The organism is Desulfomicrobium macestii (assembly GCF_014873765.1).
In the GTDB taxonomy this organism is placed as follows: Bacteria; Desulfobacterota; Desulfovibrionia; order Desulfovibrionales; family Desulfomicrobiaceae; genus Desulfomicrobium; species Desulfomicrobium macestii.
Window position 1 is genome coordinate 87,648 of record NZ_JADBGG010000003.1, and the last position, 22,452, is coordinate 110,099.

Here is a 22,452-nt window from a genome sequence, read left to right on the forward strand (position 1 = left end):
CTCAAGGAGACCTTGATGCCTCAGCCGATAAAAGAAGCCGCCTCCATCTGTAAAACCATCATGCGCAACGGCTACGACGCCTACGTCATCAACGCCGCGCTGCAGCGCAAGATTCTTGGAACCTCCAAGGATGCCGAGGTGGAGATCTGCACGGATATCGATCTTGCCGGCCTCAAAAATCTTTTTCCCGAAGTCTCCGCAGGCAGCGGGGATATCGTGGCCAGGATGAACCAGGGCAGCGCGACCTTCCTCTTTCATCCCGCCGACATGGCCGACGCTTCCCATCCCGAGGCCTGCGTTGCCCAGATCACGTCCAATATGTTGAGAAAGCTCGACAAGGACGAAGGTTTTCCCGTGAGCCTGGCCTGTCCGTTCATTCCCCGCTCCCGCGACGTTTACGATGGCTTCGAAAACATCTCCGGCGGTCAGATCAAGTTTCAGGGCATCCCCGACGAGACCCTCAAGCACGACTACCTGCGGGCCATCCGCGCCCTGCGCTTCTCGGCCAACTACCACCTGCCCATTGAGGAAAATTCCTGGATGTCCATCATTCGCGCTTCGCGTCGGGTGCTTGACTATGTCTCGGTCACGGACATCATGGACGAATGGCGCAAGGTCGAGGCCGAGAACATGTGGCGTTTCGCCGAGCTCCTTTTCGATTCCATGATCCTGCATGGGCTGGTGCCCGAGCTTGCGGCCTTGAGCCGGATCTTTCAGGTTTTCGACGAGGAGACCGGACCGTCGTCCATCTGGGAACACACCTTGAAGGTCATGCAGCACTATCCCGAGGAGTTGCCCTACGACTGGTACGGCACCCTTGGCTGCCTCTTCCTCAATTGCGGCAAGCTGTACGCCGGGGAAGTCTACGAGGATCGCACCACCTTCTACCAGCACCACCGCATCGGCGCCAAGGTCGCGCGGAAGATCCTGAAGCGCCTGCGCCTCAACACCGAGGAAGTGGACATGATCGTGAATCTGGTCCGCAACCACATGCGCTTTCATTTCATGCTCACGGACAAGGGCATCCGCCGCTTCAAGGCCGTGGACGACTATCCGCGCCTTATCGAGATGGCCCGGGCCGACATCAAGGCCAGAAATGCCAACTACACGGAATTCAATCACAACATGAAGATGCTGGAGCGGGCGGACATCCGCGAGGAGCTGCTCGAACCCCTGCTGAACGGCAAGCAGATCATGGATATCGCGCGCATCAAGCCCGGCCCGGCCGTTGGTCTGATCCGCGACAACCTGCTCCAGGCCCAGATCTCCGGCGACGTGAACACGATCGAAGAGGCCGAGCGTTTCGTGGCCGCCTACAAAGCCAAGGAGCAGCTCTAGGCGACCCGGTTCGCGGAGCCAGTTTCCTGCCGAAGGCACGAGGGGCGGCTTTGTAACGCCCTTTGTGCCTTTGCGATTCCAGACAGTGGAGCATCATGCGCAATATTCTTGAATTGACCTGCCCCGAGCTCGAAGAAGCCGTAAAAGCCATGGGCCACCAGGGCTTTCGGGCGCGCCAGCTGTGGCAATGGCTGTGGCGCAAGGGCGTGCGCGAGTTTTCGGCCATGACCAACCTGGCCCGGGATTTCAGGGAACAGCTCGTGCGCGAGTGGGCCCTTGTCTGGCCTGAAGTGCACGAGGTGCAGACCAGCAGCGACGGGACGGTCAAGCTGCTGCTGCGTCTGGCTGACGGGGCATTGGTCGAGACCGTGCTCATCCCGGACAAGGAGCGCTACACCCAGTGCCTGTCGTGCCAGATCGGCTGCCCCATGGGCTGCACCTTCTGCAGCACCGGGCTCATGGGTTTTTCCCGCAACATGACGGGGGGGGAGATCGCGGCCCAGGTGCTCGTGGCCAGGGACTACCTGCGCACCCACGGCCTTGGCGATGAGGTGAAGAACCTGGTTTACATGGGCATGGGCGAGCCCCTGACCAACTGGGACGAGGTGCGGCGCAGCCTGGAAATTCTCTCCAACGCCGAGGGACTTGAATTTTCGCGTCGGCGCATCACGCTCTCGACCTGCGCCATCAAGGGCCGGATGGACGTCTTCGGGATCGAAGGCCTCGCTCTGCCGGCCATCTCCCTGCATGCCCCGACCCAGGAGATCCGGGAGCGGCTCATGCCCGGCGCGGCGCGCTGGAGCATCGAAGAGCTGATCGAGACCCTGCAGGGTCTTGAGCTCAAGGCCCGGGAGCGGGTGACCATCGAATACATTTTGATCAAAGGGGTGAACGACAGCCTCCAGCATGCCCGGCAGCTGGTGCGGCTGCTTTCGCACCTGAAATGCAAGATCAACCTCATCGCCTACAATCCCGGCCCGGGCATCGAGTATGCAGCCCCGGAACCGGAGGACGTGCTGGCCTTTGAGGGACTCCTGCGCAAGAAGGGCTTTACCGTGACCTTGCGCAAGAGCAAGGGGCAGGATATCGCGGCTGCCTGCGGTCAGCTCAAGACCGAGGTTCAGGACCGCATGAATTCGACGACGAGCAACGAAGGACCAAAAAATGGAACAGCCTGATTTTGATAAATGCGGTGGACTTCTTCCGGTCATCGCCCAGGAGGCGGCGAGCGGCGAAGTGCTCATGCTCGCCTACATGAACGAAGAAGCCTGGAACGAGACCCTGCGTACCGGCGAGGTACATTATTACAGCCGCAGCCGGAAAACGCTGTGGCACAAGGGCGGCACTTCCGGGCATGTGCAGAAGGTGCGCTCAATACGAATGGACTGCGACAGGGACACGGTGCTGGTCCAGGTCGAGCAGATCGGCGGGGCGGCCTGTCACACGGGCCGCAGAAGTTGTTTTTATCGTGAACGAGACGCACAGGGGCGGTGGACGGACTGCTCCCCCATGGTGTTCGATCCCAAGGAGGTTTACAAATAATGGTTGATGGAAAACAGATGCGCATCGGAATACCGAAGGGTTCCCTGGAAGAGGCCACAGTCAAGCTTTTCGCCAAGGCCGGCTGGAAGGTGACCTCGCACCACCGGAACTACTTCCCGGAAATAAACGACCCTGAACTGACCTGTTCACTGTGCCGGGCCCAGGAAATGGCCCGCTACGTGGAAAACGGTCTCCTCGACGCCGGTCTGACCGGCAAGGACTGGATCCTCGAGAATCAGTCGGACGTCGTCATCGTGGATGACCTCATCTATTCCAAGGCCAGCAATCGTCCGGCCAAGTGGGTGCTGGCCGTGGCCGGCGACTCTCCGTACAAGCGGCCTGAAGATCTGGCCGGGAAGAAGATCGCCACGGAATTTCTGAGCTTCACCAAGCGCTATTTCGAGGAAGCGGGAATCCCCGTGGAAGTCGAATATTCCTGGGGTGCAACCGAGGCCAAGGTTGTCGAGGGACTGGTGGATGCCATCGTCGAGATCACCGAGACCGGCACGACCATCAAGGCCCACGGCCTGCGCATCATCGCGGAGCTTTTGCAGACCAACACCCAGCTCATCGCCAACAAGGAATCCTGGAAGGATCCCTGGAAGCGGGCCAAGATCGAAAACATGAACACCCTCCTGCAGGGAGCGCTCAGAGCCGACAAGCTGGTGGCCCTGAAAATGAACGCTCCGGCCGATGTCGTGGACAAGGTCATGGCGCTGCTGCCGAGCATGAACTCCCCGACCATCGCCCATCTGCACAACTCCGACTGGCTGTCCATCGAGACCGTCGTCGAGACCTGCCAGGTTCGGGATCTGGTGCCGAAACTGCAGTCGGTGGGTGCTCAGGCCATCATCGAGTACTCCCTCAACAAGGTCATCTAATGCGAGAGCCCCCAAAAGGGGGCTGTCAAGGAGCACGGCCATGAAGACATGCACGATGGTTCTCATTTTATGCTTCGTCCTGGCTGGGTGCGGAGCCCGTGGGGCTTCCAGGGGCGCATCGTCGAATATGGGCTCCAAGGAAGTGGATTTGCGATTCAACCTGATTGAATCGTACATCAACAGCGATCAGCCCCAGCTGGCCTTGCAGGAGCTTCTTCAGGTGGAACCCGCCGCCAGTCATCTGTCACGGTTTCATTTTGATTCGGGCATGATCTACATCGGGCTGCAGGAGCTTGAGCAGGCCCGGGACGGCTTTACCCGCGCCGTTGAAATCGACGAGGACTTCGGGGAGGCCTGGAACAATCTGGGCAAGGTCGAGGAAGCACTGGGGCGGGACAAGGAGGCCGAGGCCGCGTACCGCAAGGCGCTCAGCATTCTGACCTATGTCACTCCCGAGTTCCCGGCCTATAATCTGGGCCTGCTCCTGCTGCGTCAGGGCCGGGCGCGGGAGGCCGAGGAGTTCGGGCGCAAGGCGCTGGCCCGCAATTGGCGCTACATCCCGGCCTACAAGCTCCTGTCGGACGCCTTCGTGGCTCAGAATCGTCTTGATGATGCCGAGGCGGTGCTCAAGAGCGGCCTTGAGGCGGACATGGACAGCACCGCGACCATCCTGGCCCTGGCGGAGCATCAGATGCGCATGGGCAAGACGGCGGAAGCCAGGGAGCTTTTCGCGCGCATCGTCAAACAGTATCCCAAGTCCGGCGAGGCCAAGGCCGCCAAGGATTATCTGGACTTTCTGCAGTGATGCCCCGGGGATGCCCGAGGCATCCCCGGCATCAATCTCTTGATTTCCGATTTCGCGACCATCCGTATTTGACCACGATCGGACTGTCTGCCGGCATGCTCCACTCCGGCTCATAACCTCCCGTGCATCCCCGGCCGTGGTTCGGCTGCGGGCTTTTTTCAACCGCCGAAGAGATTTTGCCGCGCATGCGCGCTCACGGCCATGACGGCGGGATGCTTGAGGCGTCTTTCCGCGGAAATGGCGAAATAGCGCACATCGACGTCCGCCGCCTCTCCCACCTCCTCCACGTCGTAAACGCGACGAACCTCCTCTCTCATCACGCTTGGCGCCGGAAAGAGCCCAAGGCCGGCCTGGCCGAAGGTTTTCAGCAAGGCCGTGTCGTCGAACTCTCCCACCACGCGCGGGTGAATCCCGTGCTCGGCAAACCATCCGCCCAGCGCGCCGCGTGCGCTTCCCGTCGGCATGAGCATGGGCGCCCCTTCCAGGGAGCGCGGAAAATCGGGCCGGTAGCGCCGGGCAAGGTCCTGCACTCCGAAAAACGTCATCGAACAGTTGCCAAGGGGATGGTTGAACGCCTTTACCCCGAGACCGGAAGGCAACTGCTGGTCGGCAATGACAAGTTCGAGCTTGTGTATGGCCAATTCGGCAAACAGGTTTTCCAGCCTGTCCCGGTGACACAAAAGCCGGATGGGGGTCGCCAGCTCAAAGGCCGGGGCCAGGAGGCGAAAAGCGATGGATTTGGGCACCGAATCCGCCAGCCCTACGCGGAAGGGCAAGGCTTCTTCTGGAGGGGAATCCTTGAGCATTTCGGTCAGTTCGTTGCCGATCTGGAAGATTTCATCGGCGCGGGCCAGGGCGAGTTTACCTGCCTCGGTGATTTCGAGCCGCCGCCCGGAGCGTACGAAGAGCTTGACGCCAAGGTCCCGCTCCAGTTCGCCGATCTGTCCGCTGAGCGTCTGCGGCGTCAGGTGCATGCGTTCGGCCGCGCGCCTGATGCCGCCTGCCGTGGCCACGTTCCAGAAATAGTGGAGTTGCCTGTAGTTGAGCATGCCTGCCGCCTTTTGTCAGTTATTCACGAACAATTAATCCATTAATTACGAATATACTTGCTGCTGAAAATAGACAAGTAGGGGTTCTCAAATGGTCTGACGGCCGGGAGCGCATACGGGCCGTCGTGTTCACAATGCATTGCGGCACAGCCATGCCCCCGCTCCCGGGCTTGTTCGGCTCGGCCTGCGCAATAACAAATGGAGCACAACATGGCCCCTTCAGTTGGTGTCATCATGGGATCTTCCTCGGACTGGGAGACAATGCAGCACTGTTCCCGGACCCTTGAAATGCTGATGGTCCCGCACGAGACGCAGGTGGTTTCCGCGCACAGGACCCCGGGCCTGCTTTTTGAATACGCTTCCGGGGCCGAGGCGCGCGGTCTGCGCGTGATCATTGCCGGGGCCGGAGGCGCGGCCCACCTGCCGGGCATGGCGGCGGCCATGACTCTGCTCCCGGTCATAGGAGTGCCTGTGCGCTCCAAGGCCTTAAGCGGTATGGACTCCCTGCTTTCCATCGCCCAGATGCCGGCGGGGGTGCCGGTGGGAACCATGGCCATCGGAAGGGCCGGAGCCGTCAACGCAGCCCTGCTGGCTGCTGCCATCCTCGCCCCGCAGCATCCAGAGATCCGTGAGGCTTTGGCGGAGTATCGGCGCAGGCAGACACAGGCCGTCCTGGACAATCCCGTGCCGGGAGATCCGCTATGATCATCGGCGTGCTCGGAGGCGGCCAGCTTGCGCGCATGCTCGCCCTGGCGGGCCTGCCCCTGGGCTTTGATTTCGTGTTCTACGACCCCGCGCCTGCTCCGTGCGTCGCCTCTCTTGGCGAACATTTGCGCGGGGAATATTCCGACCGCGTCATGCTCTCCCGATTTGCCCGGCAGGTGGACGTCATCACCTACGAGTCCGAGAACATTCCCATTGAGTGTGTTGAATTTCTTTCGCTGATCACGCCTGTGCACCCTGGCGCGCAGGCATTGACCTGCTCCGGCGACAGACTGCGCGAGAAAGGGATTTTTCAGGAGCTGGGCATTCCCGCCCCGGCGTTCAGGGCGGTGGATTCTTTGTCGGCGCTGAACGAGGCGATCGGGGAAATCGGTCTGCCCGCCGTGCTGAAGACCCGCACCCTCGGCTATGACGGAAAGGGGCAGTTCGTGTTGCGCAGCCGTGACGATGTCGGCAGGGCTTGGGAGATGTTAGGCGGTTTTTCCCTGGTGCTGGAGAGTCTGGTCGCGTTCGATCGCGAAATCTCTGTTCTCGGGGTTCGGGACCAGGCGGGAAAGATCCTGTTTTATCCGCTCAGCGAGAACGTCCATCATGACGGGGTGTTGCGGTTTTCCAGGAGCCGCCCTCGCGATCCGATGCAAAAGTCGGCGGAGGAGCTGGCCGGAAAACTGCTCCGGCATCTGGATTATGTGGGAGTGCTGGCCCTGGAATTGTTTCAGGTCGGGTCCATGCTGCTGGCCAACGAGATGGCGCCGCGAGTGCACAATTCCGGCCACTGGACCATCGAGGGGGCCATGACGAGCCAGTTCGAGAATCATTTGCGGGCCATCGCGGGGCTGCCCTTGGGCAAGACTTCCGTTACCGGGCATTCGGCCATGGTCAATTTTATCGGAAGACAGCCTGATCTGGCAGGACTGTTGGCGCTGCGCGGTCTGCATGTCCACCTTTACGGCAAGGCGGAACGCCCCGGGCGCAAAGTCGGACACGCCACGCTGTGGAGCGGAAGCGGGGCCTCTTTCGAGGAGGGGTGCAGGACCCTGCGGTCGTTGCTGTGACGGTGGTCGCGGAAAAGGTGGGCTGAACGGGCGTTTTTTCAGCAGGGGAGACTGGGGCGGGACTGCATGCAGTCCCGCTGGCTATTCCTCGTCGACCCGCAGCAGGTCTTCCTCGTCCAGGTCTTCGGGATATTCGCCGGAGTCCAGATCGCAGAATCCGAAGCCGACGGAACACATGGGCAGGCCCAGAAGTTCCACCAGGCTCAGGTGGCGATCAACGGCCAGGGCAAAGCTGCAATCGTGATCCGGGCAGTGCAGGATGTCGATGATTTCTTCGCGGGTGGCGTCGGTGTTGAAGAGCTGGGCCAGAAGTTCGGGCTTGCCGCCCTGGCTTTTGGAGTTGCCCTTGCCCTCGGGGTCCAGGGACTGGGATGGCGACTTGTAGGTGTCGAGCAACTCCCCGTCCGCGTAGAGCCAGTAGTTAAGAAGCTCCTCGTCCAGGGTCTGGACGGCCAGGGCCGGGCATCCGAAATAGCCCGACAGGTCTTCGGCCAGATCGGTGAGGGCGGTGGAATCCCCTTCGTCGCTGTCCATTTCATAGACAGTGGTCAGGTCGTCCTCTGTTGGAGAAACAAAGGCGGAGCGTCCCTGGTTGCCGAGCTCCTGCAGAATGTCCTGCGCCTTTGGCCCTTTGAGCGTGATGTTGGCGTACGTGGTTCCCATATGGAGTTTCTTCAAACAGATTATGGTTCAAGATGCAAGCTTCTGATCGAAGAGTCTTTGAAAATGTGAAGGGGCTGTTTTTTTCGGAACTTGCAGTGCTGCGTGGCCCTTGCAAGCCCTTTGCAGGGGCTTTGCGCGCGGCCTTTGTTTCGCTTGGGACTTGAGAAAGGGCGGGGCTTCGCGTACCGGCAGACGACAGGGCGCGAACACGTTCGGGGCATTCATGCCCGGACGGGCGCCTGAATGTTTGCCGTCACGCCCTTGAGCAGGGTGCTTCTTTAAGACATATTTTTTTTTTGGAGGATTCATGAGTGCAGTGAAGGCGATGTGTGTCGCAGAGGCGGGCAAGGGTGTGGTCATTCAGGGCAACATGGCTTTTGCCGTGGGCTGCGTGAGGGCCGGAATCCACGCAGCGGACGGTTATCCCGGGACGCCCAGCACCGAGGTCATCGACAAGGGCCTCTCCCAGGTCCAGGACATGATCACCGTGGGCTGGTCCGTGAACGAGGCCGTGGCGGCGGGAGTGGGATTCGGCCATACCCTGGCCGGTAGCGACTGTGTCGTGACCATGAAGATTCCGGGCCTGTTCCAGGCCGCCGACGTGATCACGAGCGCCGCCTTCTATACCGGCCAGCGCGGCAGTCTGGTCTATTACATCGCCAGCGATTACACGCCGAGCTCCACCCAGCATCTGGTCGACCCGCGCTACATGCTCAAAAGTTGCTGCATTCCGGTCTTCGAGCCGCGCAACCACCAGGAGATGCACGAGGCGGCCCGCATCGCGGCGGATCTTGGACGGCAGTTCAACACGCCCGTGGCCGTCATCGCCAGCGGAGTGCTCTGTCACAGCGAGGGCCTGGTGCGCCTGATGGAAACGGCCACGCGCGAAAAGGCTCCCCTGCCCGAGAAAATGAGCGATTTCATCACCCTGCCCGTGCGTGCGCGGATGTTTCATGATCAGGTCCGCACCTCCCGCATCCCGGCCCTGCGCGGGATGGTCGAGGAGAGCCCGCTCAATGTCCTGACCAGAGGCGACGGCAAGATCGGCATCATCACCCACGGCGTGAACGACCTCTTCGTGGAGGAGGTCCGGGCCGCCACGGGAAAGAACGTGGATGTCCTGTCGCTGGGCTTCACCTATCCCCTGCCCATGGATCTCATCCGTCGCTTCTGCGAAAGCATCGACGGTCCCGTTTACGTCATCGAGGACGGCTATCGCTTCATCCAGGAAGCTATCCAGGCCGAAGGAATCGCGGTTCAGGGCAAGGGCGCGGACGAGACCGTCACCGAATGGACCCCGGCACTTATCTCCGCCCGTCTTGGTCTGGCCGAGCCGGCCGGAAAATCCGCGGTGGCCAGCCTGCCGCGTCCGCCCATGATCTGCGCGGGCTGTCCGTACCGTCTTTTCGGCCAGATCGTCGGCAAGATGCGCAAGAAGGGCAAGCTTGAAGCGGTGTTCGGCGATATCGGCTGCAACACCCTGCTGCACTTTCTGAACGCCATGGACACCGCCCTGGCCATGGGCGCCAGCGAAGCCAAGCGGCTGGGCTATGTTCTGTCCAGGCCCGAGGCCGCGAGCAAATGCCTGGCCGTGCTCGGCGACGGCACGGAGTGTCACAGCGGCATGGACGCGACCCGCAACACGATTTTCAGGAACATCCCCGGCGTCAAGGTCATCCTGAACAACGAATGGACCGCCATGACCGGCGGCCAGCCTTCGCCCACTTCTCCCGCCAACCTGGCCGGGGATCCCAATGTCTTCGACCTGAATGCAAGCCTGAAGGCGCACGGGGCCAATGTGGTCGAGGTCAGCGGCTATGACAAGAAAGCCCTGGAAAAAGCGCTCAAGAACGCTCTTGCGGCCGCCGAGACCGGCACCTTCACCACCCTTGTGGTCACGGGCGTGTGCATCCGCAAGATGCCCAAGGAGTCTTACGGCGTCAAAATGGCCGTGGACCCGGAATTGTGCATCCGCTGCGGCATGTGCCAGATCTGCTCCGGCATAGAGGCCGACGCCGAGGGCCTGCCCTTCTTCAACAACATCTGCACCGGCTGTGTGAGCCAGAACCCGGCCTGCGCCCAGATGTGCCCCAAGGGCGCCATCGCCCCGGCCAAGGATCAGAGCGCCTGCGGCCTGACCAGCTGTCCGGATCTGCCCGTTCCGCCCGAGTCCATCGACCTGCCCGCCACCGGCGGCTTGCCCGCCTTCTTGTCCGTGGCCATCCGTGGCGTCGGCGGCCAGGGCAATCTCTTCTTCGGCCGGGTGCTGACCCAGCTCGCGTACCTGCTCGGCTACGACAAGCAGAACATCGTCAAGGGCGAGACCCACGGCATGGCCCAGATGGGCGGCCCGGTCATCAGCACTTTCGCCTGCGGCGCGGTCCACTCCCCCGTGCTCATGCCCGGCACCACCCAGTGCCTGGTCTGCATGGAGCGCAGCGAAGTGTTCCGTCCCGGCTTCCTGGACATGCTGAAGCCCGGCGGCACGGTCATCCTGGCCGACACGGCCATCATGCCCCCGCTTTTCAAGGCCGAGAACTATCCGACGGTGGAAGCCGTGCGCGAAGCCTTAAGCGGGTACAAGGTCATCGACGTCGATGTGCTCGCAACGGCCCTTGGCCTTGGCGATCCCACGGGCCGCAGCGCCAACGTGGTCATGATCGGAGTCCTGAGCACCCTGGCTCCCTTTGATTCATTCCCCAACGAGTACTGGCTGCAGGCCCTCAAGAACGTCAGCCCCAAGCCGGCCATCTGGCAGGCCAATTACGCGGCCTTCCTGGCAGGACGGGAGCTGGGTGTGAAATAGGCTGGAGGATGTCTCCGGGTGGAACTCCGGAAGATGAATTGAAAAAGGGCGCCTGTCGGTTGACGGGCGCCCTTTTTTGCGGGTGTCCTAGAGGCCCTGATAGCGCTGCAGGCCCATGAGTTTGTGGAAGTCTTCGGGTTGCTCGACCGGCCTTGCGTCCAGTTTGCGCGCCCAGCCGAAGTCGCTGAAGCGCGAACCCTGGATCTGGATCAGGGCCCGCGTGCCGCCGGGGCCAAGGACCATGGTCTCGTAGGCGCGCACGACCTCGGGCAGGGTGATTTTCTTCAGGGCATCCACCAGCAGGTCGCGGCTGTCGAAGTTCCGGTTGCCCAGGCGCAGGTCCGTTTCAAGCCAGCCGAACTCCTCTTCCAGGGTGTCCGGGCTCTTGGTCAACGAGGCCAGCACGCCCTGACGCACGTCTTCGAATTCCTCTTTTGTCACTCCGCGCATCTGTTCGAGCGCCCGGAAGTAGAAGGATTCAAATCTGTCCGCCAGACCCGCCGTGCCCTGCACCGGGCTTTGCACGCCGAATCCGATCCCGGCATTGTGCGCGAACATGACCGGAAAGCTCGTCGCCACGTAGCCCAGCTGCTCCTCGGTGCGCAGCCGGCTGTAGAAGCGGGTGGACAGGAGCCCCTCAAGGAGCAGCATGCGCGCCTTGGCGTTTGGGCCGGGCGCGGGGTCGAGGAAGAGTTCGACCAGCGCGCTGTCCTCCAGCACGCTGTGCTTGCGATAATCCGCCGTCACGCCCTGCCTGGGCGCGATGCGCGTGGCCGTCGGAGGTGCGCCGGCTTCGGGGCCGACAAACTGCTCAAGGTCCGCCGTCAGCCTTTGCAGGGCATCTTCCGTGACGTTGCCGAAGCCAAAGACCGTGAGACGCATATCCCGGCGCACGGCGCTCAGGTATTGGCGGAAGTCCGTCAGGGTCAGTCCCTTTGTCGCCTCTTCGAGCGCCCGATGATCCCACGACGGAGCCTTGAGAAGATTGCGCATTGCGCTCATGGCCTGGCCGAACAGACCCTGCTTTTCCATGTTGGCAAGCTCGCGCAGCTGTTCCGCCCTGGCCTGTTCAAAGTCTTCCGGCGTTGTTTCCTGTTCCAGGAAGCCCAGCACCCGGGGCAAGAGGTCGGTCTGGTGCTGGCTGAAGCCGTCGATGCGGATCACGACACCTTCGTCCCCGGATATCGACAGTCCGAGCCCCGCCTCGATGGCTTGATAGCGCAGGCCCGCCTGCTTCTGGTCCCACAGTTCGAGCAGCACGCCCTGCTGGGCCGTTTGTTCGATGGTGGAAGCGAATCGCGTGGACTGTAACCGGGTCATGAGGATGGCCCTTGGCTCCTGGCGGAATGCGGAGTGGGCGTGCCAGAGGGAGAGGCCGGGTCTGTCCGCGAGCTCGCGGGGCCGTGCGTCGCCCTTGGGCGCGACCAGGGAGAAATTGTCCGGCAGGAAGGGGTTGAGGTCCGGAAGGCGCAGGTCCATCCCGGCGGAAAGCCCGGCCCAGCGGGAGATGTCGTCTGCATTGACGGGTCTTGTGCTGTACGGCGTCTGGTAGAAAAAAGCCTCCCTGTCCACGGGCTGGTCCGGGCCGACCTGGAAGATCCGCGCGTTTTCGGGCCGCAGCGCCTCGATCACGGTGTTTACGGCCTCGCGGTCGTAGGAATCCAGGCGATAGAAACCGAAATTTACATCCTCGACCGGGTGCAGGAGCATCCGCCTGGCGGCGGAGGCGACATAGTCGAAGCCGCTGGTCAGGGGGGCGAAGCGGAATTCCATGTCCCAGATGCGCCGCAGTTGATCGAAATAGGCCTGATTCAGGCCCTGGGTGCGCAGCAGGTCGAAGTAGGCAAAGATCGTGGCCAGGACCTCGTCGCGGCGCCTGTCGCCCTCTTCGGTGAGTTGCACGTAGAGGGACAGGGTCACGCCGTTGCGAAGACTGGTGGTATCGCCGCCGGCGCTCAAGGACAGCGCCAGGCCCTTGTCGCGCAGGACCTCGATCAGGGAATGCGAGGTCTCCGTGCCGAGCACGGCGGACACGACCTGCATGGGCTTGGTGCGGTAGTCGTCCAGGGCCTGGGGCAGGACGAAATCGATGCTCAGGCTGCGGGTCTCGCGCACGGGACGCACCCCGATGATCACGCCCTTTTCGTTGTCCGTGGCCGGAGGCGCCGTGGGAACGACCACCTTGGCCTGGCGGTCGGGGATCACGGCGAGTTCCCGTCTGGCCAGGGCTTCCAGTTCGTCCAGGCTCTGGGGCCCGTAGAGCACGCCTTTCATCAGGTTCGCCGAGTACCAAGTGGCGTGGAAGCGCACCAGTTCCTCGTGCAGGAGGCTGCCCGGCTTGTCGGACAGGGTCTCCAGATTTCCGCCCGTGAAGCGGGTGCCGGGATGCTCGGGGTTCAGGGTCGAGAGCGTCAGCATGGCCAGGCGTCGGCCGTCGCTGTGCTTCTTGGATTCCATCTCGGCGTTGACGGCGTTTCGCTCCTTGTCCGCATAGACCGGGTCAAGCCTCGGGTGGGCCAGGGTGTCGGCCATGCGCCGCAGGGCTTCGGCAAAGGCGGGCGGATCTACCTCCATCATGTACGTGGTGGAGGTGTAGCCCGTGGCCGCATTGGTCTGGCCGCCGTTTCTGGTGATGAAGGACTGGTACTCCTCGGGGCCGGGATAGGACTTGGAGCCCAGAAAGAGCATATGCTCCAGATAATGGGCCAGTCCGGGCTGGGAGTCCGGGTTATCGAGGCTGCCCACGGGCAGGGCCAGGGCGGCGGCGGCCTTGGAGGCGCGCTCGTCCTGCACCAGCAGCACCTGAAGGCCCGAATCCAGGGTCAGGGCCCGGTAGGCGCGGTAATCCGTGTCAGAAACGCGCACCTGGGCCGCAAGGGCCTGGGTGGCGATGAACAGGAAGAAAAGAACAAAACGCAATATGGGCATGGGGCCTCCTCGAATACGTTGTTGATTCAGTGCTGACGGTTACGTTCTCTGCAGCAGCTGCTCGATTTCGGGCAGCATGGGCGCGACGCATTTTCTGCCCTCTTCGATGGCCTCCTCGGCCCTGAAGAACTCAAGCAAGCCGATGTGCGAGAGCTTGGGCGTGAACAGGATCTCCGGAGGGTCTCCGGCCAGGCGGCTGCGTGTGATGCGCTCCTGGGCGATGTTCACGGAGCCGGCGATGGCGTCGAAAAGTCCCGGGGGTTCGTCTTCCTCTTCGGTAAAGGAAAAGAGAGAGCCTGCGTATTCCTTGACCAGATTCGAGAACGCTTCGGCCATGCCGTTTCTTTTTTCCTTTTTTGGCGTCTTTTCCAGATGCTTGCCCACGATGTCGCCATTGAGGTTGACGGCTATGACCACGTCGGCCCCGAGGGCGCGGCAGACCGAGACCGGCACCGGGTTGACCAGGCCGCCGTCCACGAGCCAGCGGCCTTCATGCCGGATGGCCGGGAACAGCCCCGGCAGGGAGATGGAAGCCCACACGGCCTCCAGCATCGGCCCCTTGGTGAACCATATCTCCCGGCCCGATTCCAGGCTGGTGGCCACGGAGCCGTATTGCAGCTCAAGGTCCTCGATGCGTACATCCGCCCCGACCACGTGCTTCTGCAGAAATTTGCGTAGCCTGGAGGTGTTCACGAATCCCGTGAAGGAGGAATTGATTTCAAAGAAGCTTGCGGTCTCAAGCCGTGTCAGGGAGCGGACCCATTCTTCGAGCCTGTCCAGGTTGCCTGCGACGTGGGCCGCGCCGACAAGGGCTCCGACAGAGGTTCCGCAGACGATGTCGGGCCTTATGCCCTGTTCCGCCAGAGCCCTGATGATGCCGATGTGGGCCCAGCCACGCGATGAGCCGCTGCCCAGGGCAAGGCCGATCTTGAGATGGGGATTGGAATGTGTGCTCATCAGCTTGTCTCCGTGAAACAGGTCGTCCGGCCGCAAACAAAGAGGGTAAATCCGCCGGGGGGCGCGTCAAGGTCTAGTCGGAAAAAGCCAGCCGTGCCCCGAGTCCGACGAGCAGTCCTCCGCCCAGGCGTCTGAGCCGGATGGCGCCCGAACCGCCGGTCAGCCGCCGGTGCAATGCTCCTGCGGCCACGGCCAAGACAAGGCTCCAGATCGTGCTGGTGGCGACGAAGGTCAAGCCCAGCGCCAGAAAGGACAGGCCGGGATGGGCGGCACCCGGCGCGATGAATTGCGGGATGAGGGCCAGGAAGAAGAGCGCCACCTTGGGATTGAGCACGCAGGTGATCACGCCCTGGATATAGATGCGGCCCGGGGATTGCCTTTTGGGTCCGGCATGGGACGCTCCTTCGGGGCGCGACCATATCATGGTCAGGCCGAGATAGACGAGGTACGCCGCTCCGGCCCATTTGATCATCTGATAGGCCGTGGCCGAGGCCATGACCACGGCGGCCAGTCCCAGGGCCCCGAGCAGCGCGTGGATCACGCATCCGCTGGAGATCCCAAGGGCTGAGGCGATGCCCGCTGCGCGGCCTTGCGTTGTGCTGCGGCTCAGTATGTAGAGGGTGTCCGGACCGGGATAGAGATTCAGGGTCACAGCGGTGATGATGAAAAGCGGGTAATGCATGATGTCGATCATTCTGGTCCTCGATTGCAGGGCCTTGCGCCGGAGTCGGGCTGTGTGTAGCGCAGAGCCCATGCATGAATTCATGAAACTTCTGAAAAACTCTCCGTCCGGGGCGGTGTTCAATCCCTGGCATCACCGGGATTCCGCGCACGACGCCGCGCCCGGCGCTCCGGCCGTGCGACGGGAGCAGCTCGCCTCCTACCTCGGTGAACGGCAAAAGGCCACGGTCATTCTTCTGGCCGAGGCCCTGGGCTATCAGGGCGGGCATTTCTCGGGCATCGCCATGACCTCCGAGCGCCTGCTTCTGGGACACCTGCGCCACAAGGGCCTTGGCCCCGAAATGGTCCTGGCGGGCAAGCCCCGGCGCACCAGCCGCGAGGACGTGAAGCCGGACGGCTTCACCGAACCCACGGCCACCATCGTCTGGGGGGCCATGGCGACGCTTGGCGTGGACACGCGCGACGTGATCCTGTGGAACGCCTTTCCCTGGCATCCCTACAAGCCGGACAAGGGTTTCCTGAGCAACCGCACCCCCTGCGACACGGAGGTCATGCTCGGACAGCCCGTGCTGCGGGCGCTCATGGCCTACGCCTCCGGGGCCCGGATTCTGGCCGTGGGGCAAAAATCCGCCGCGCTGCTTGCGGCCATGGGCATCACCGCCCCGGCCCTCCGGCATCCGGCCAACGGCGGAGCCGGTCAGTTCAGGGAGCAGTTCGGGCGGATCATGAAAAATCTCCGGAGATGATCGGTCACGTTGACATGCCCGCCCCGTCAGGGGATATGTCTCGGGAAGCGTGAACACCCTGCCTGGCTGTTGAAAAATTCATAATTCGCAGGCCGTTTTGGGGCGGCCTGCCACCCCCGGAGGATATCATGAAATACCCGTCCCCCTATGCTCCCGATTTCAGCAATCGCGATCCCCTGACAGGCGTGGCCGAAGACTTCCCGACCCGCTGGTCCCCGCGTTCCTTCGTAAAGACCGCCATTCCCGCCGAAGACCTTGAAGTCATCTTCGATGCGGCCCGCTGGGCGCCTTCGGCTTACAACGAGCAGCCCTGGAACATCCTGACCTCCACGGACGAGACCTTCGAGACCTTCCTTGGCCTTTTGGTCGAAGCCAACCGGAAGTGGGCCGTGAACGCGTCCCTCATCGGCTTCATGGTCGCCCGCAGGAATTTCACCCAGTCCGGCAAGCCCAATCCCACGGCATTGTACGATTGCGGCTCGGCCTGGATGTCCCTGACCCTGCAGGCCAGAAAGCTCGGCCTCTACACCCACGGCATGTCCGGGATCAGAAGAGACGCCATTTACGAGGCTTTCGGCATCGACAGGGATGACTTTGAAGTCGTGGCCGGATTCACCATCGGCGTCCTTGATCTGAAGGAAAATCTGGGCAAACCGTATGTCGACTGGGAAAGCCCATCCCCGCGCAAGCCCCTGGCCGAGATCTGGAAACAGGGCGTCTGGTAGGAAACCGCTTTGATAACGGCGAAGGGCCGCGCTCCCCTGGGAACGCGGCCCTTCGCCGTTTTTTGGCGCATGAGCTTCATGCGCCCATGAGTTTCTTGCGGAACATGAAGAAGGCCGCGCCAAGGATGCACAGCCCGGCCCAGACATAGTCCATGCCCGGCTTCTCCTTCATGTACAGGATGGAGAAGGGGATGAAGACGGACAGGGCGATGCACTCTTGCAGAATCTTGAGCTGGCCGATGTTCATGACCTGGTGGCCGATGCGGTTGGCCGGGACCTGGAGCAGGTATTCCATGAGCGCGATGCCCCAGCTGGCGAACGCCGCTATGATCCAGGGGGTCTGCGACAGGTTGCGCAGGTGCCCGTACCAGGCAAAGGTCATGAAGATGTTGCTGAGCGACAGCAGGATGATGGTGGTGAGATAAAAGCGCATGAGATCCGCCTTGCCCCGGAGGGGCTTTGACCGCGAAATTTGGATTGCGGCCTGATGTAGCAGGGCCACGGAAAAACACAACGCTTTCCATCAAAAATAAGTTCTTTCATTTCAGAGTGATAAGATGGAGTCTGCGCTTTGCGACGCCTTTTTCAGGGACGCCTTAGAAAAATGTCCTCATTGAGCCGTCCGCATGGGTCGAAGGCCACCTTCCGGGCGAAGTGCACGGCCAGAAACGACGAGACCGTGGCGGCGGTGAAAATCGCGATCATGATCATGATCTGGTAGACGATGGCCACGGCCGGGGATGAGCCGCCCAGAATCTGACCTGTCATCATGCCCGGCAGAGAGACGATGCCCATGGTCGCCACCGTCCCGATCTGCGGCCCGACGGCGGCGCGCAGGGCGTTGCGCAGAAAGGGGCGCACCGCTTCCGCGCGGCTTGCGCCCAGGGTCAGGTACTGGATGTGCACATCGACCCCCGCGCGCAATTCGGAGAAAAAGCGGTCCAGAGCCACGACGTTGCTGCGCAGAATGTTGCCCAGCACCATGCCCATGAGCGGGACCAGATAGCGGGCCGAGGAGATGGTGGCCAGATCGAAGACCAGCAGGAAACCGGCCAGGATCAGCAGCGCGGTCAGCAGGTGGGCGGGCAGGATCGTCCACAGGCATTTCCTCCACGACAGCAGGCTCTGGCGCAGGATCGACCCCGTGGCCACGACGATCATGACCAGCACCCAGGCCACGTTGACCGGCAGCATGTCGAGCCTGAAGATGTACTCCAGATAGACGGCCACCAGCGCCAGTTGCACGGACATGCGCACCATTGAGATGAGCAGGTCCCGGGTCAGGCGCAGGCGCAGATGACGGAAGATGAGCACCGGGAATACCAGGATCACGGAAAACATGAGCAGGGCCGGGATGGAAATGACCATTGTCTCGTTCATTCGCGCCTCCAGAGCTTTCCGGATTCAAGGCTGACCTCGGCGAAGCCGAACTCCAGCCATTCGCGGTTGTGGGTCACGGCCAGCACCGTTCGGGCCTTGTCCCGGGCAAAAAAGCCGACCACGGCGCGCATGGATTCCTGATCCAGGCTGGAGGTGATCTCGTCCAAGAGGCAGAAGCTGCGCTCAAGTTGCAGGCCCTGGATGATGGTCAGGCGCTGCTGTTCTCCTCCGGACAGCCTGGCGTACGGGCTTTTCTTCAAGGCCGGGTCAAGTCCCAGGGCCTCCATGAGCCGGTCCTGCTCCACCTGGTCCGCATGCAGGGCGTGATTGGCGGCAAAGGTGAAAGGCAGGTTCAGATATTCCCCGGCCGTGCCTTCGAAGGGCAGGGGCTTCTGGCCGATGTACAGAAAGCGGGAGCGATGGGCCCCGAGGTCTGCTACCGTGACCTCCTGTCCGTTCCACAGGACGGCGCCTGCATCCACGGGCTCGAACAGGAGGGCGACCTTGAGCAGCGTGGATTTGCCGGCACCCGACGGTCCGGTCAGGGCCAGATGTTCACCCGGGGACACGGTGAGGTTCACCCGGTCCAATATCACTCTCCCGGCGCGGCGCAGGGTCACCTCGCGAAATTCCAGCATGCGTTCTCCATTTTTCAGGATTGTTTCCCCCGGCCACATGGCAACCTTCCCGGAGTGGGTCAAGGCCGGGATGAAACGGGGCGGATTTTGCCCGGACCTCAGGGGCCCTTGCGCGTACGGGCCATCGAGGCCTTGCTTGGCAGGTCGTGCGCGTGACTGCCATCCGGGTCGATTGCCAAAGGTGTGGCCTCGGGCGGCTGTCGGTCAAAATGGAAATTTTGTTTATAACTTGGAAATATATATAACCACTAACGAATTCCGCCTTATTTACCGAATTTAAAGGATTATTTTAAATAATGGCAATATTTTGTTCCAGCCATGTCGGATTCTTACGGATTCGCGACGGGTTTCCCGTGTGCCCCGATGCGGCCGTGCGTGCCGCAAGCCTTGCCGGCTCGGGGTTTGCGCGGAATTTTCGTGAATGTTTGCCCCGGGCCGTGTTTGTGGTAAGCTTTTTGCCAGTAAGAGATTTTTCCACCTTACTCAACATGACACAGGCATAAGGAGCAGGCATATGATTGTCGGAGTTCTCAAGGAAATCAAGGCGCAGGAAAACCGGGTCTGCATGACTCCGGCCGGGGTTGAAGTCATGAAGCAGCACGGGCACGAGGTGCTGGTGGAGGCTTCGGCCGGTATCGGCAGCGGGTTTTCCGACGCCGACTACGTGGCGGCGGGTGCACGAATCGTCGCGGCTCCGGCCGAGGTCTACGCCCAGTCCGACATGGTCATGCACGTCAAGGAGCCGCAGCCGTCCGAGTACGCGATGGTCAAGCCCGGGCAGATCGTCTTCACCTATTTTCACTTCGCGGCCGACGAGAAGCTGACCCGCGAATTCATGAAGACCGGCTCCGTGGCCATTGCCTACGAGACCGTGACCGGCCCTCACGGCGGTCTGCCGCTCTTGACCCCCATGAGCGAGGTGGCCGGGCGCATGGCGGCCCAGGAAGCGGCCAAGTACAATGAGCGCGTGCACGGCGGGCGCGGCATCCTGCTCGGCGGCGTGACCGGCGTGGCCCCGGCCACGGTGCTGGTCATCGGCGGTGGCATCGTCGGGACCAACGCGGCCATGATGGCGGCCGGTCTTGGCGCGAAGGTCTACATCCTGGACATGAACCTCGACCGCCTGCGCTACCTGTCCGAAATCATGCCCAAGAACTGCACGCCGCTGATGAGTTCCCCGGCCATGATCCGCGAACTGGCCGCTCAGGCCGACGCCATCATCGGCGCGGTATTGGTGGTGGGGGCCAAGGCTCCAAAGCTCATCACCCGGGAGATGTTCAAGGACATGAAACCCGGCTGCGTGCTGGTTGACGTGGCCATCGACCAGGGCGGCTGCTTCGAGACCTCCAAGGCGACCACCCACTCCGATCCGATCTACGAGGTGGACGGCATCATCCACTACTGCGTGGCCAACATGCCCGGAGCGGTTCCGATCACCTCGACCATGGCCCTGACCAACGCGACCCTGCCGTACGCCCTGCAGATCGCGGACAAGGGCTGGAAGACCGCCTGCAAGGAAAATTCGGGCCTTAAAAACGGCCTGAACATGGTCGGCGACAAGATCACCTTCAAGGGCGTCGCCGAAGCCTTCGGCCTGCCCCACACCCCCGCCGACTCCTGCCTCTAGGCGACCTGCCGGGCACCTCCTCCCGGTTTGGCCGCGACAAACTTCAGGCCCGAAGCGCATTGGAAAATGCACTTCGGGCCTGAAGTTTTTTCAAAAAACGCCGCCCTGATTTCAAGGCAAGTTCGAAATCATCCTGCTCTGGACGTGAAGAGAGCGGACGCTCCTGTGCCCCGGCTCAATTCTGCAGAGGTATCTGAAGCTCCGTTAGGTTGTCCTCGCTGTTCATGCCCTCCCAGTGCACGTAAACCTCGCGGCCCAGGGGCTGCAGGGCAAGTCCCTGCTGCAGGGCCTGCGGGGTGAAGGCGGTCCAGGCGATGCCGACTCCGCTTATGGGCCCCCTGTAGTCCGTGCACAGGCATTCGTGGGCGGGAACCTCGTGGCAGATGAACGCGCCCTGACCACGGCAGGCGTCCACGGGGAAGGATACCTTCAGGGAAAATTCCTTGTCCGGGGAGCCGTCGCAGCCATCGTAGGTGAAGATGCACGGACCGGTCAGGGCCATGCCTCTGTTTTCGATCTCCGCCAGGAGCATGGGGATGATCTTGCCGGCAAAGGCCGCGATTTCCGGGATTGTCAGTGTGGCTCCGGCTTCAAGGACCGTGGCGGCGGGGATGTTCTTGCGCTTGATTTGCATGTTCTCTCCTTCAGGGTCGAGGTTGAGTTCACTGAAACGCACCCATGATAAGGCCGAGCTGGGTCTCGATGCGGACCGCGATGTCGGCCATCTGCCCAGGCTGGATCGGTACGATATCCATGACCTCCGGGCGGGCTTCGGGCGGACCGCATTCACCGCTGCAGCCCAGACCCATGGCGTGGGTCAAGAGGTCTGCCAGATGCACGATGCCTGCGAGGGGCAGGCCCGTGGCCCGCGCGGGATCGTGGTGGCAGCCTACGGTCCGGCTCAGGCCGGAGGGCATCCGCCATCCGTCCAGAAGGCGCTCGCCCATGTCCGCATGGTCTATGCCGAAGAAAAGAGCTTCCTCGGTCATCAGCGGGCGTTTGTGCCTTAGGGCGCTGTCTATGCAATAGCGGGAGCGCTCGGGAAAGGACGTGAAGAAATAGAGCCGCCCGATGTCGTGCAGCAGCCCGGCTACAAACGCCTGTTCCGGCTGTGCCAGTCCGGTGCTTTCCGCCAGCGCCTTGCAGGTCAGGGCGCAGCCGAGACTGTGTTCGAGAAAGGTCCGCATCTCGATCACTGATTTTGGGATGACCCCGAACTGATCGACCATGAGCAGGCTGGAGGCGAGCATGCCCACTTCGCGCAGGCCGACGATGGCCACGGCCCGGGAAACGGTTTCGACCTTGCCCTGGAAGCCGTAGATCGGCGTGTTGACGAGTCGCAGGAGCTTGGCCGTGAGTCCGGGGCTGTGGGTGATGATCTCGACGATCTTCTTGCTGGAGGGGTCGGGCTCGCTCAATGCCAGATTGAGGTCCTGGGCCACGGCGGCCAGCTGTGGGGGATCGAAGCTGTCCAGGCAGAACATGGGCAGTTCCCGGGGCAAATGCACCGGTCCGGCGGGCCCCCTGCAATCGCGCAGCAGCGGGGGGAGTCCTCTTTCGATGCGTTGGGCTTCGGCTTCGGTGCGCAGGCCGAGCAGGATCGGGCCGGGCGGGACGCCAAGGTCGTGCCCGGCATAGAATCTGCGTGCATGCTCGGCGGCCAGTCTCAACTGTTCGGCGCTCAGGGTCACGCGTTCGTCCTCGATCTCGACGTCCGCGACCCCGCGTTGCCCAAGGGCCGCGATGGCGCTTTCCGACAGCGTCGCCCCCTTGGGAAAGAGCAGGCGGCCTGCCGGGTCCATGAGGTCGGCCGCCAGGACTTCACCGGGCAGGACCTGCTCGATGCGTTTAAGCATGGTGTCCACTCCCTACAGGTTTCATGGCCGTGCAGTTTTTATGAATACTACA

The 22,452-nt window shown here is 62.3% G+C and carries 21 protein-coding genes; 11 read left to right on the forward strand and 10 right to left on the reverse strand.

The window, feature by feature from the left end; all coding sequences use genetic code 11:
• The first annotated feature begins 15 nt into the window (after nt 1-15).
• The 5 genes from H4684_RS02810 (at nt 16) to H4684_RS02830 (ending at nt 4,566) form a co-directional block, all read left to right on the forward strand.
• A complete protein-coding gene (locus H4684_RS02810) occupies nt 16-1,338 on the forward strand; it encodes a tRNA nucleotidyltransferase/poly(A) polymerase family protein (RefSeq protein ID WP_092189801.1) in 1,323 nt (440 codons plus the stop codon).
• Between the two features lie 95 nt (nt 1,339-1,433).
• Nucleotides 1,434-2,516, forward strand: a complete 1,083-nt coding sequence (rlmN, locus tag H4684_RS02815; protein ID WP_092189799.1) for a 23S rRNA (adenine(2503)-C(2))-methyltransferase RlmN — start codon at nt 1,434-1,436, stop codon at nt 2,514-2,516.
• Complete coding sequence (gene hisI, locus H4684_RS02820) at nt 2,503-2,880, forward strand: phosphoribosyl-AMP cyclohydrolase (protein WP_092189797.1); 378 nt, start codon at nt 2,503-2,505, stop codon at nt 2,878-2,880. The genes rlmN and hisI overlap by 14 nt, the downstream gene beginning before the upstream one ends.
• A complete protein-coding gene (gene hisG / locus H4684_RS02825; protein ID WP_092189794.1) occupies nt 2,880-3,761 on the forward strand; it encodes an ATP phosphoribosyltransferase in 882 nt (293 codons plus the stop codon). Before hisI ends, hisG begins: the two co-directional genes overlap by 1 nt.
• Nucleotides 3,762-3,801: 40 nt before the next feature.
• On the forward strand, nt 3,802-4,566 hold the full coding sequence (locus H4684_RS02830) for a tetratricopeptide repeat protein (RefSeq protein ID WP_192622752.1): 765 nt from the start codon (nt 3,802-3,804) through the stop codon (nt 4,564-4,566).
• Nucleotides 4,567-4,724: 158 nt separating this feature from the next.
• Here H4684_RS02830 and H4684_RS02835 read toward each other — a convergent pair whose 3' ends face one another.
• Nucleotides 4,725-5,615 carry a LysR family transcriptional regulator gene (locus tag H4684_RS02835; RefSeq protein ID WP_192622753.1) on the reverse strand — a complete coding sequence of 297 codons (891 nt, stop codon included), beginning with the start codon at nt 5,613-5,615 and terminating at the stop codon, nt 4,725-4,727.
• A 210-nt stretch (nt 5,616-5,825) separates the two neighbouring features.
• On the opposite strand from H4684_RS02835, the gene purE reads away from it, so the two are divergent.
• Both purE and H4684_RS02845 read left to right on the forward strand, forming a co-directional pair.
• Nucleotides 5,826-6,320: a 5-(carboxyamino)imidazole ribonucleotide mutase gene (gene purE / locus H4684_RS02840; protein ID WP_192622754.1), complete on the forward strand. Its 495-nt coding sequence runs from the start codon at nt 5,826-5,828 to the stop codon at nt 6,318-6,320.
• The gene (locus H4684_RS02845; RefSeq protein WP_192622755.1) at nt 6,317-7,393 is read left to right on the forward strand and encodes a 5-(carboxyamino)imidazole ribonucleotide synthase; all 1,077 of its coding nucleotides are present in this window, start codon (nt 6,317-6,319) and stop codon (nt 7,391-7,393) included. Before purE ends, H4684_RS02845 begins: the two co-directional genes overlap by 4 nt.
• Before the next feature lie 81 nt (nt 7,394-7,474).
• Here the strand turns inward: H4684_RS02845 and H4684_RS02850 are convergent, their stop codons facing one another.
• On the reverse strand, nt 7,475-8,056 hold the full coding sequence (locus tag H4684_RS02850) for a hypothetical protein (protein ID WP_092189784.1): 582 nt from the start codon (nt 8,054-8,056) through the stop codon (nt 7,475-7,477).
• A 307-nt stretch (nt 8,057-8,363) separates the two neighbouring features.
• Between H4684_RS02850 and H4684_RS02855 the strand changes: the two genes are divergently transcribed.
• Nucleotides 8,364-10,862, forward strand: coding sequence for a 2-oxoacid:acceptor oxidoreductase family protein (locus H4684_RS02855; protein ID WP_192622756.1), 2,499 nt, complete (start codon nt 8,364-8,366; stop codon nt 10,860-10,862).
• An 87-nt stretch (nt 10,863-10,949) separates the two neighbouring features.
• On the opposite strand, the gene ptrA is transcribed toward H4684_RS02855, so the two are convergent.
• The 3 genes from ptrA to H4684_RS02870 form a co-directional block, all read right to left on the reverse strand.
• Nucleotides 10,950-13,790 (reverse strand): pitrilysin, encoded by a 2,841-nt coding sequence (ptrA, locus tag H4684_RS02860; protein WP_192622757.1) that lies wholly within the window; start codon nt 13,788-13,790, stop codon nt 10,950-10,952.
• A gap of 39 nt (nt 13,791-13,829) precedes the next feature.
• Nucleotides 13,830-14,747 (reverse strand): patatin-like phospholipase family protein, encoded by a 918-nt coding sequence (locus H4684_RS02865; RefSeq protein ID WP_092189779.1) that lies wholly within the window; start codon nt 14,745-14,747, stop codon nt 13,830-13,832.
• Between the two features lie 73 nt (nt 14,748-14,820).
• Nucleotides 14,821-15,441 (reverse strand): LysE family translocator, encoded by a 621-nt coding sequence (locus H4684_RS02870; RefSeq protein ID WP_192622758.1) that lies wholly within the window; start codon nt 15,439-15,441, stop codon nt 14,821-14,823.
• Between the two features lie 70 nt (nt 15,442-15,511).
• On the opposite strand from H4684_RS02870, the gene H4684_RS02875 reads away from it, so the two are divergent.
• On the forward strand, nt 15,512-16,174 hold the full coding sequence (locus tag H4684_RS02875) for a uracil-DNA glycosylase (RefSeq protein ID WP_225940196.1): 663 nt from the start codon (nt 15,512-15,514) through the stop codon (nt 16,172-16,174).
• A gap of 128 nt (nt 16,175-16,302) precedes the next feature.
• The gene (locus tag H4684_RS02880) at nt 16,303-16,899 is read left to right on the forward strand and encodes a nitroreductase family protein (protein WP_092189774.1); all 597 of its coding nucleotides are present in this window, start codon (nt 16,303-16,305) and stop codon (nt 16,897-16,899) included.
• Between the two features lie 76 nt (nt 16,900-16,975).
• Here the strand turns inward: H4684_RS02880 and H4684_RS02885 are convergent, their stop codons facing one another.
• The 3 genes from H4684_RS02885 to H4684_RS02895 form a co-directional block, all read right to left on the reverse strand.
• Nucleotides 16,976-17,332 carry a DMT family protein gene (locus H4684_RS02885; protein WP_092190220.1) on the reverse strand — a complete coding sequence of 119 codons (357 nt, stop codon included), beginning with the start codon at nt 17,330-17,332 and terminating at the stop codon, nt 16,976-16,978.
• Nucleotides 17,333-17,484: 152 nt separating this feature from the next.
• A complete protein-coding gene (locus tag H4684_RS02890) occupies nt 17,485-18,279 on the reverse strand; it encodes an ABC transporter permease (RefSeq protein ID WP_092189772.1) in 795 nt (264 codons plus the stop codon).
• Nucleotides 18,276-18,917, reverse strand: a complete 642-nt coding sequence (locus tag H4684_RS02895) for an ABC transporter ATP-binding protein (RefSeq protein ID WP_192622759.1) — start codon at nt 18,915-18,917, stop codon at nt 18,276-18,278. The genes H4684_RS02890 and H4684_RS02895 overlap by 4 nt, the downstream gene beginning before the upstream one ends.
• Nucleotides 18,918-19,431: 514 nt before the next feature.
• On the opposite strand from H4684_RS02895, the gene ald reads away from it, so the two are divergent.
• Nucleotides 19,432-20,544 carry an alanine dehydrogenase gene (gene ald / locus H4684_RS02900; RefSeq protein WP_192622760.1) on the forward strand — a complete coding sequence of 371 codons (1,113 nt, stop codon included), beginning with the start codon at nt 19,432-19,434 and terminating at the stop codon, nt 20,542-20,544.
• A 175-nt stretch (nt 20,545-20,719) separates the two neighbouring features.
• Here the strand turns inward: ald and H4684_RS02905 are convergent, their stop codons facing one another.
• Both H4684_RS02905 and H4684_RS02910 read right to left on the reverse strand, forming a co-directional pair.
• Nucleotides 20,720-21,178 carry a GyrI-like domain-containing protein gene (locus tag H4684_RS02905; RefSeq protein ID WP_192622761.1) on the reverse strand — a complete coding sequence of 153 codons (459 nt, stop codon included), beginning with the start codon at nt 21,176-21,178 and terminating at the stop codon, nt 20,720-20,722.
• 28 nt (nt 21,179-21,206) lie between these two features.
• The gene (locus H4684_RS02910) at nt 21,207-22,400 is read right to left on the reverse strand and encodes an HDOD domain-containing protein (protein WP_192622762.1); all 1,194 of its coding nucleotides are present in this window, start codon (nt 22,398-22,400) and stop codon (nt 21,207-21,209) included.
• Nucleotides 22,401-22,452: the final 52 nt, after the last annotated feature.

Excerpts from the sequence above, each read along its gene's own strand:
- H4684_RS02895 (WP_192622759.1), bottom strand. The coding sequence starts at position 18,917 with ATGCTGGAATTTCGCGAGGTGACCCTGCGCCGCGCCGGGAGAGTGATA.
- H4684_RS02855 (WP_192622756.1), top strand. The coding sequence starts at position 8,364 with ATGAGTGCAGTGAAGGCGATGTGTGTCGCAGAGGCGGGCAAGGGTGTG.
- H4684_RS02905 (WP_192622761.1), bottom strand. The coding sequence starts at position 21,178 with ATGCAAATCAAGCGCAAGAACATCCCCGCCGCCACGGTCCTTGAAGCC.
- ptrA (WP_192622757.1), bottom strand. The coding sequence starts at position 13,790 with ATGCCCATATTGCGTTTTGTTCTTTTCTTCCTGTTCATCGCCACCCAG.
- ald (WP_192622760.1), top strand. The coding sequence starts at position 19,432 with ATGATTGTCGGAGTTCTCAAGGAAATCAAGGCGCAGGAAAACCGGGTC.
- H4684_RS02830 (WP_192622752.1), top strand. The coding sequence starts at position 3,802 with ATGAAGACATGCACGATGGTTCTCATTTTATGCTTCGTCCTGGCTGGG.
- H4684_RS02835 (WP_192622753.1), bottom strand. The coding sequence starts at position 5,615 with ATGCTCAACTACAGGCAACTCCACTATTTCTGGAACGTGGCCACGGCA.
- H4684_RS02850 (WP_092189784.1), bottom strand. The coding sequence starts at position 8,056 with ATGGGAACCACGTACGCCAACATCACGCTCAAAGGGCCAAAGGCGCAG.
- purE (WP_192622754.1), top strand. The coding sequence starts at position 5,826 with ATGGCCCCTTCAGTTGGTGTCATCATGGGATCTTCCTCGGACTGGGAG.
- H4684_RS02845 (WP_192622755.1), top strand. The coding sequence starts at position 6,317 with ATGATCATCGGCGTGCTCGGAGGCGGCCAGCTTGCGCGCATGCTCGCC.
- H4684_RS02890 (WP_092189772.1), bottom strand. The coding sequence starts at position 18,279 with ATGAACGAGACAATGGTCATTTCCATCCCGGCCCTGCTCATGTTTTCC.
- H4684_RS02810 (WP_092189801.1), top strand. The coding sequence starts at position 16 with ATGCCTCAGCCGATAAAAGAAGCCGCCTCCATCTGTAAAACCATCATG.
- H4684_RS02885 (WP_092190220.1), bottom strand. The coding sequence starts at position 17,332 with ATGCGCTTTTATCTCACCACCATCATCCTGCTGTCGCTCAGCAACATC.
- H4684_RS02880 (WP_092189774.1), top strand. The coding sequence starts at position 16,303 with ATGAAATACCCGTCCCCCTATGCTCCCGATTTCAGCAATCGCGATCCC.
- H4684_RS02875 (WP_225940196.1), top strand. The coding sequence starts at position 15,512 with ATGAAACTTCTGAAAAACTCTCCGTCCGGGGCGGTGTTCAATCCCTGG.
- H4684_RS02870 (WP_192622758.1), bottom strand. The coding sequence starts at position 15,441 with ATGATCGACATCATGCATTACCCGCTTTTCATCATCACCGCTGTGACC.
- H4684_RS02865 (WP_092189779.1), bottom strand. The coding sequence starts at position 14,747 with ATGAGCACACATTCCAATCCCCATCTCAAGATCGGCCTTGCCCTGGGC.
- H4684_RS02910 (WP_192622762.1), bottom strand. The coding sequence starts at position 22,400 with ATGCTTAAACGCATCGAGCAGGTCCTGCCCGGTGAAGTCCTGGCGGCC.
- rlmN (WP_092189799.1), top strand. The coding sequence starts at position 1,434 with ATGCGCAATATTCTTGAATTGACCTGCCCCGAGCTCGAAGAAGCCGTA.
- hisG (WP_092189794.1), top strand. The coding sequence starts at position 2,880 with ATGGTTGATGGAAAACAGATGCGCATCGGAATACCGAAGGGTTCCCTG.
- hisI (WP_092189797.1), top strand. The coding sequence starts at position 2,503 with ATGGAACAGCCTGATTTTGATAAATGCGGTGGACTTCTTCCGGTCATC.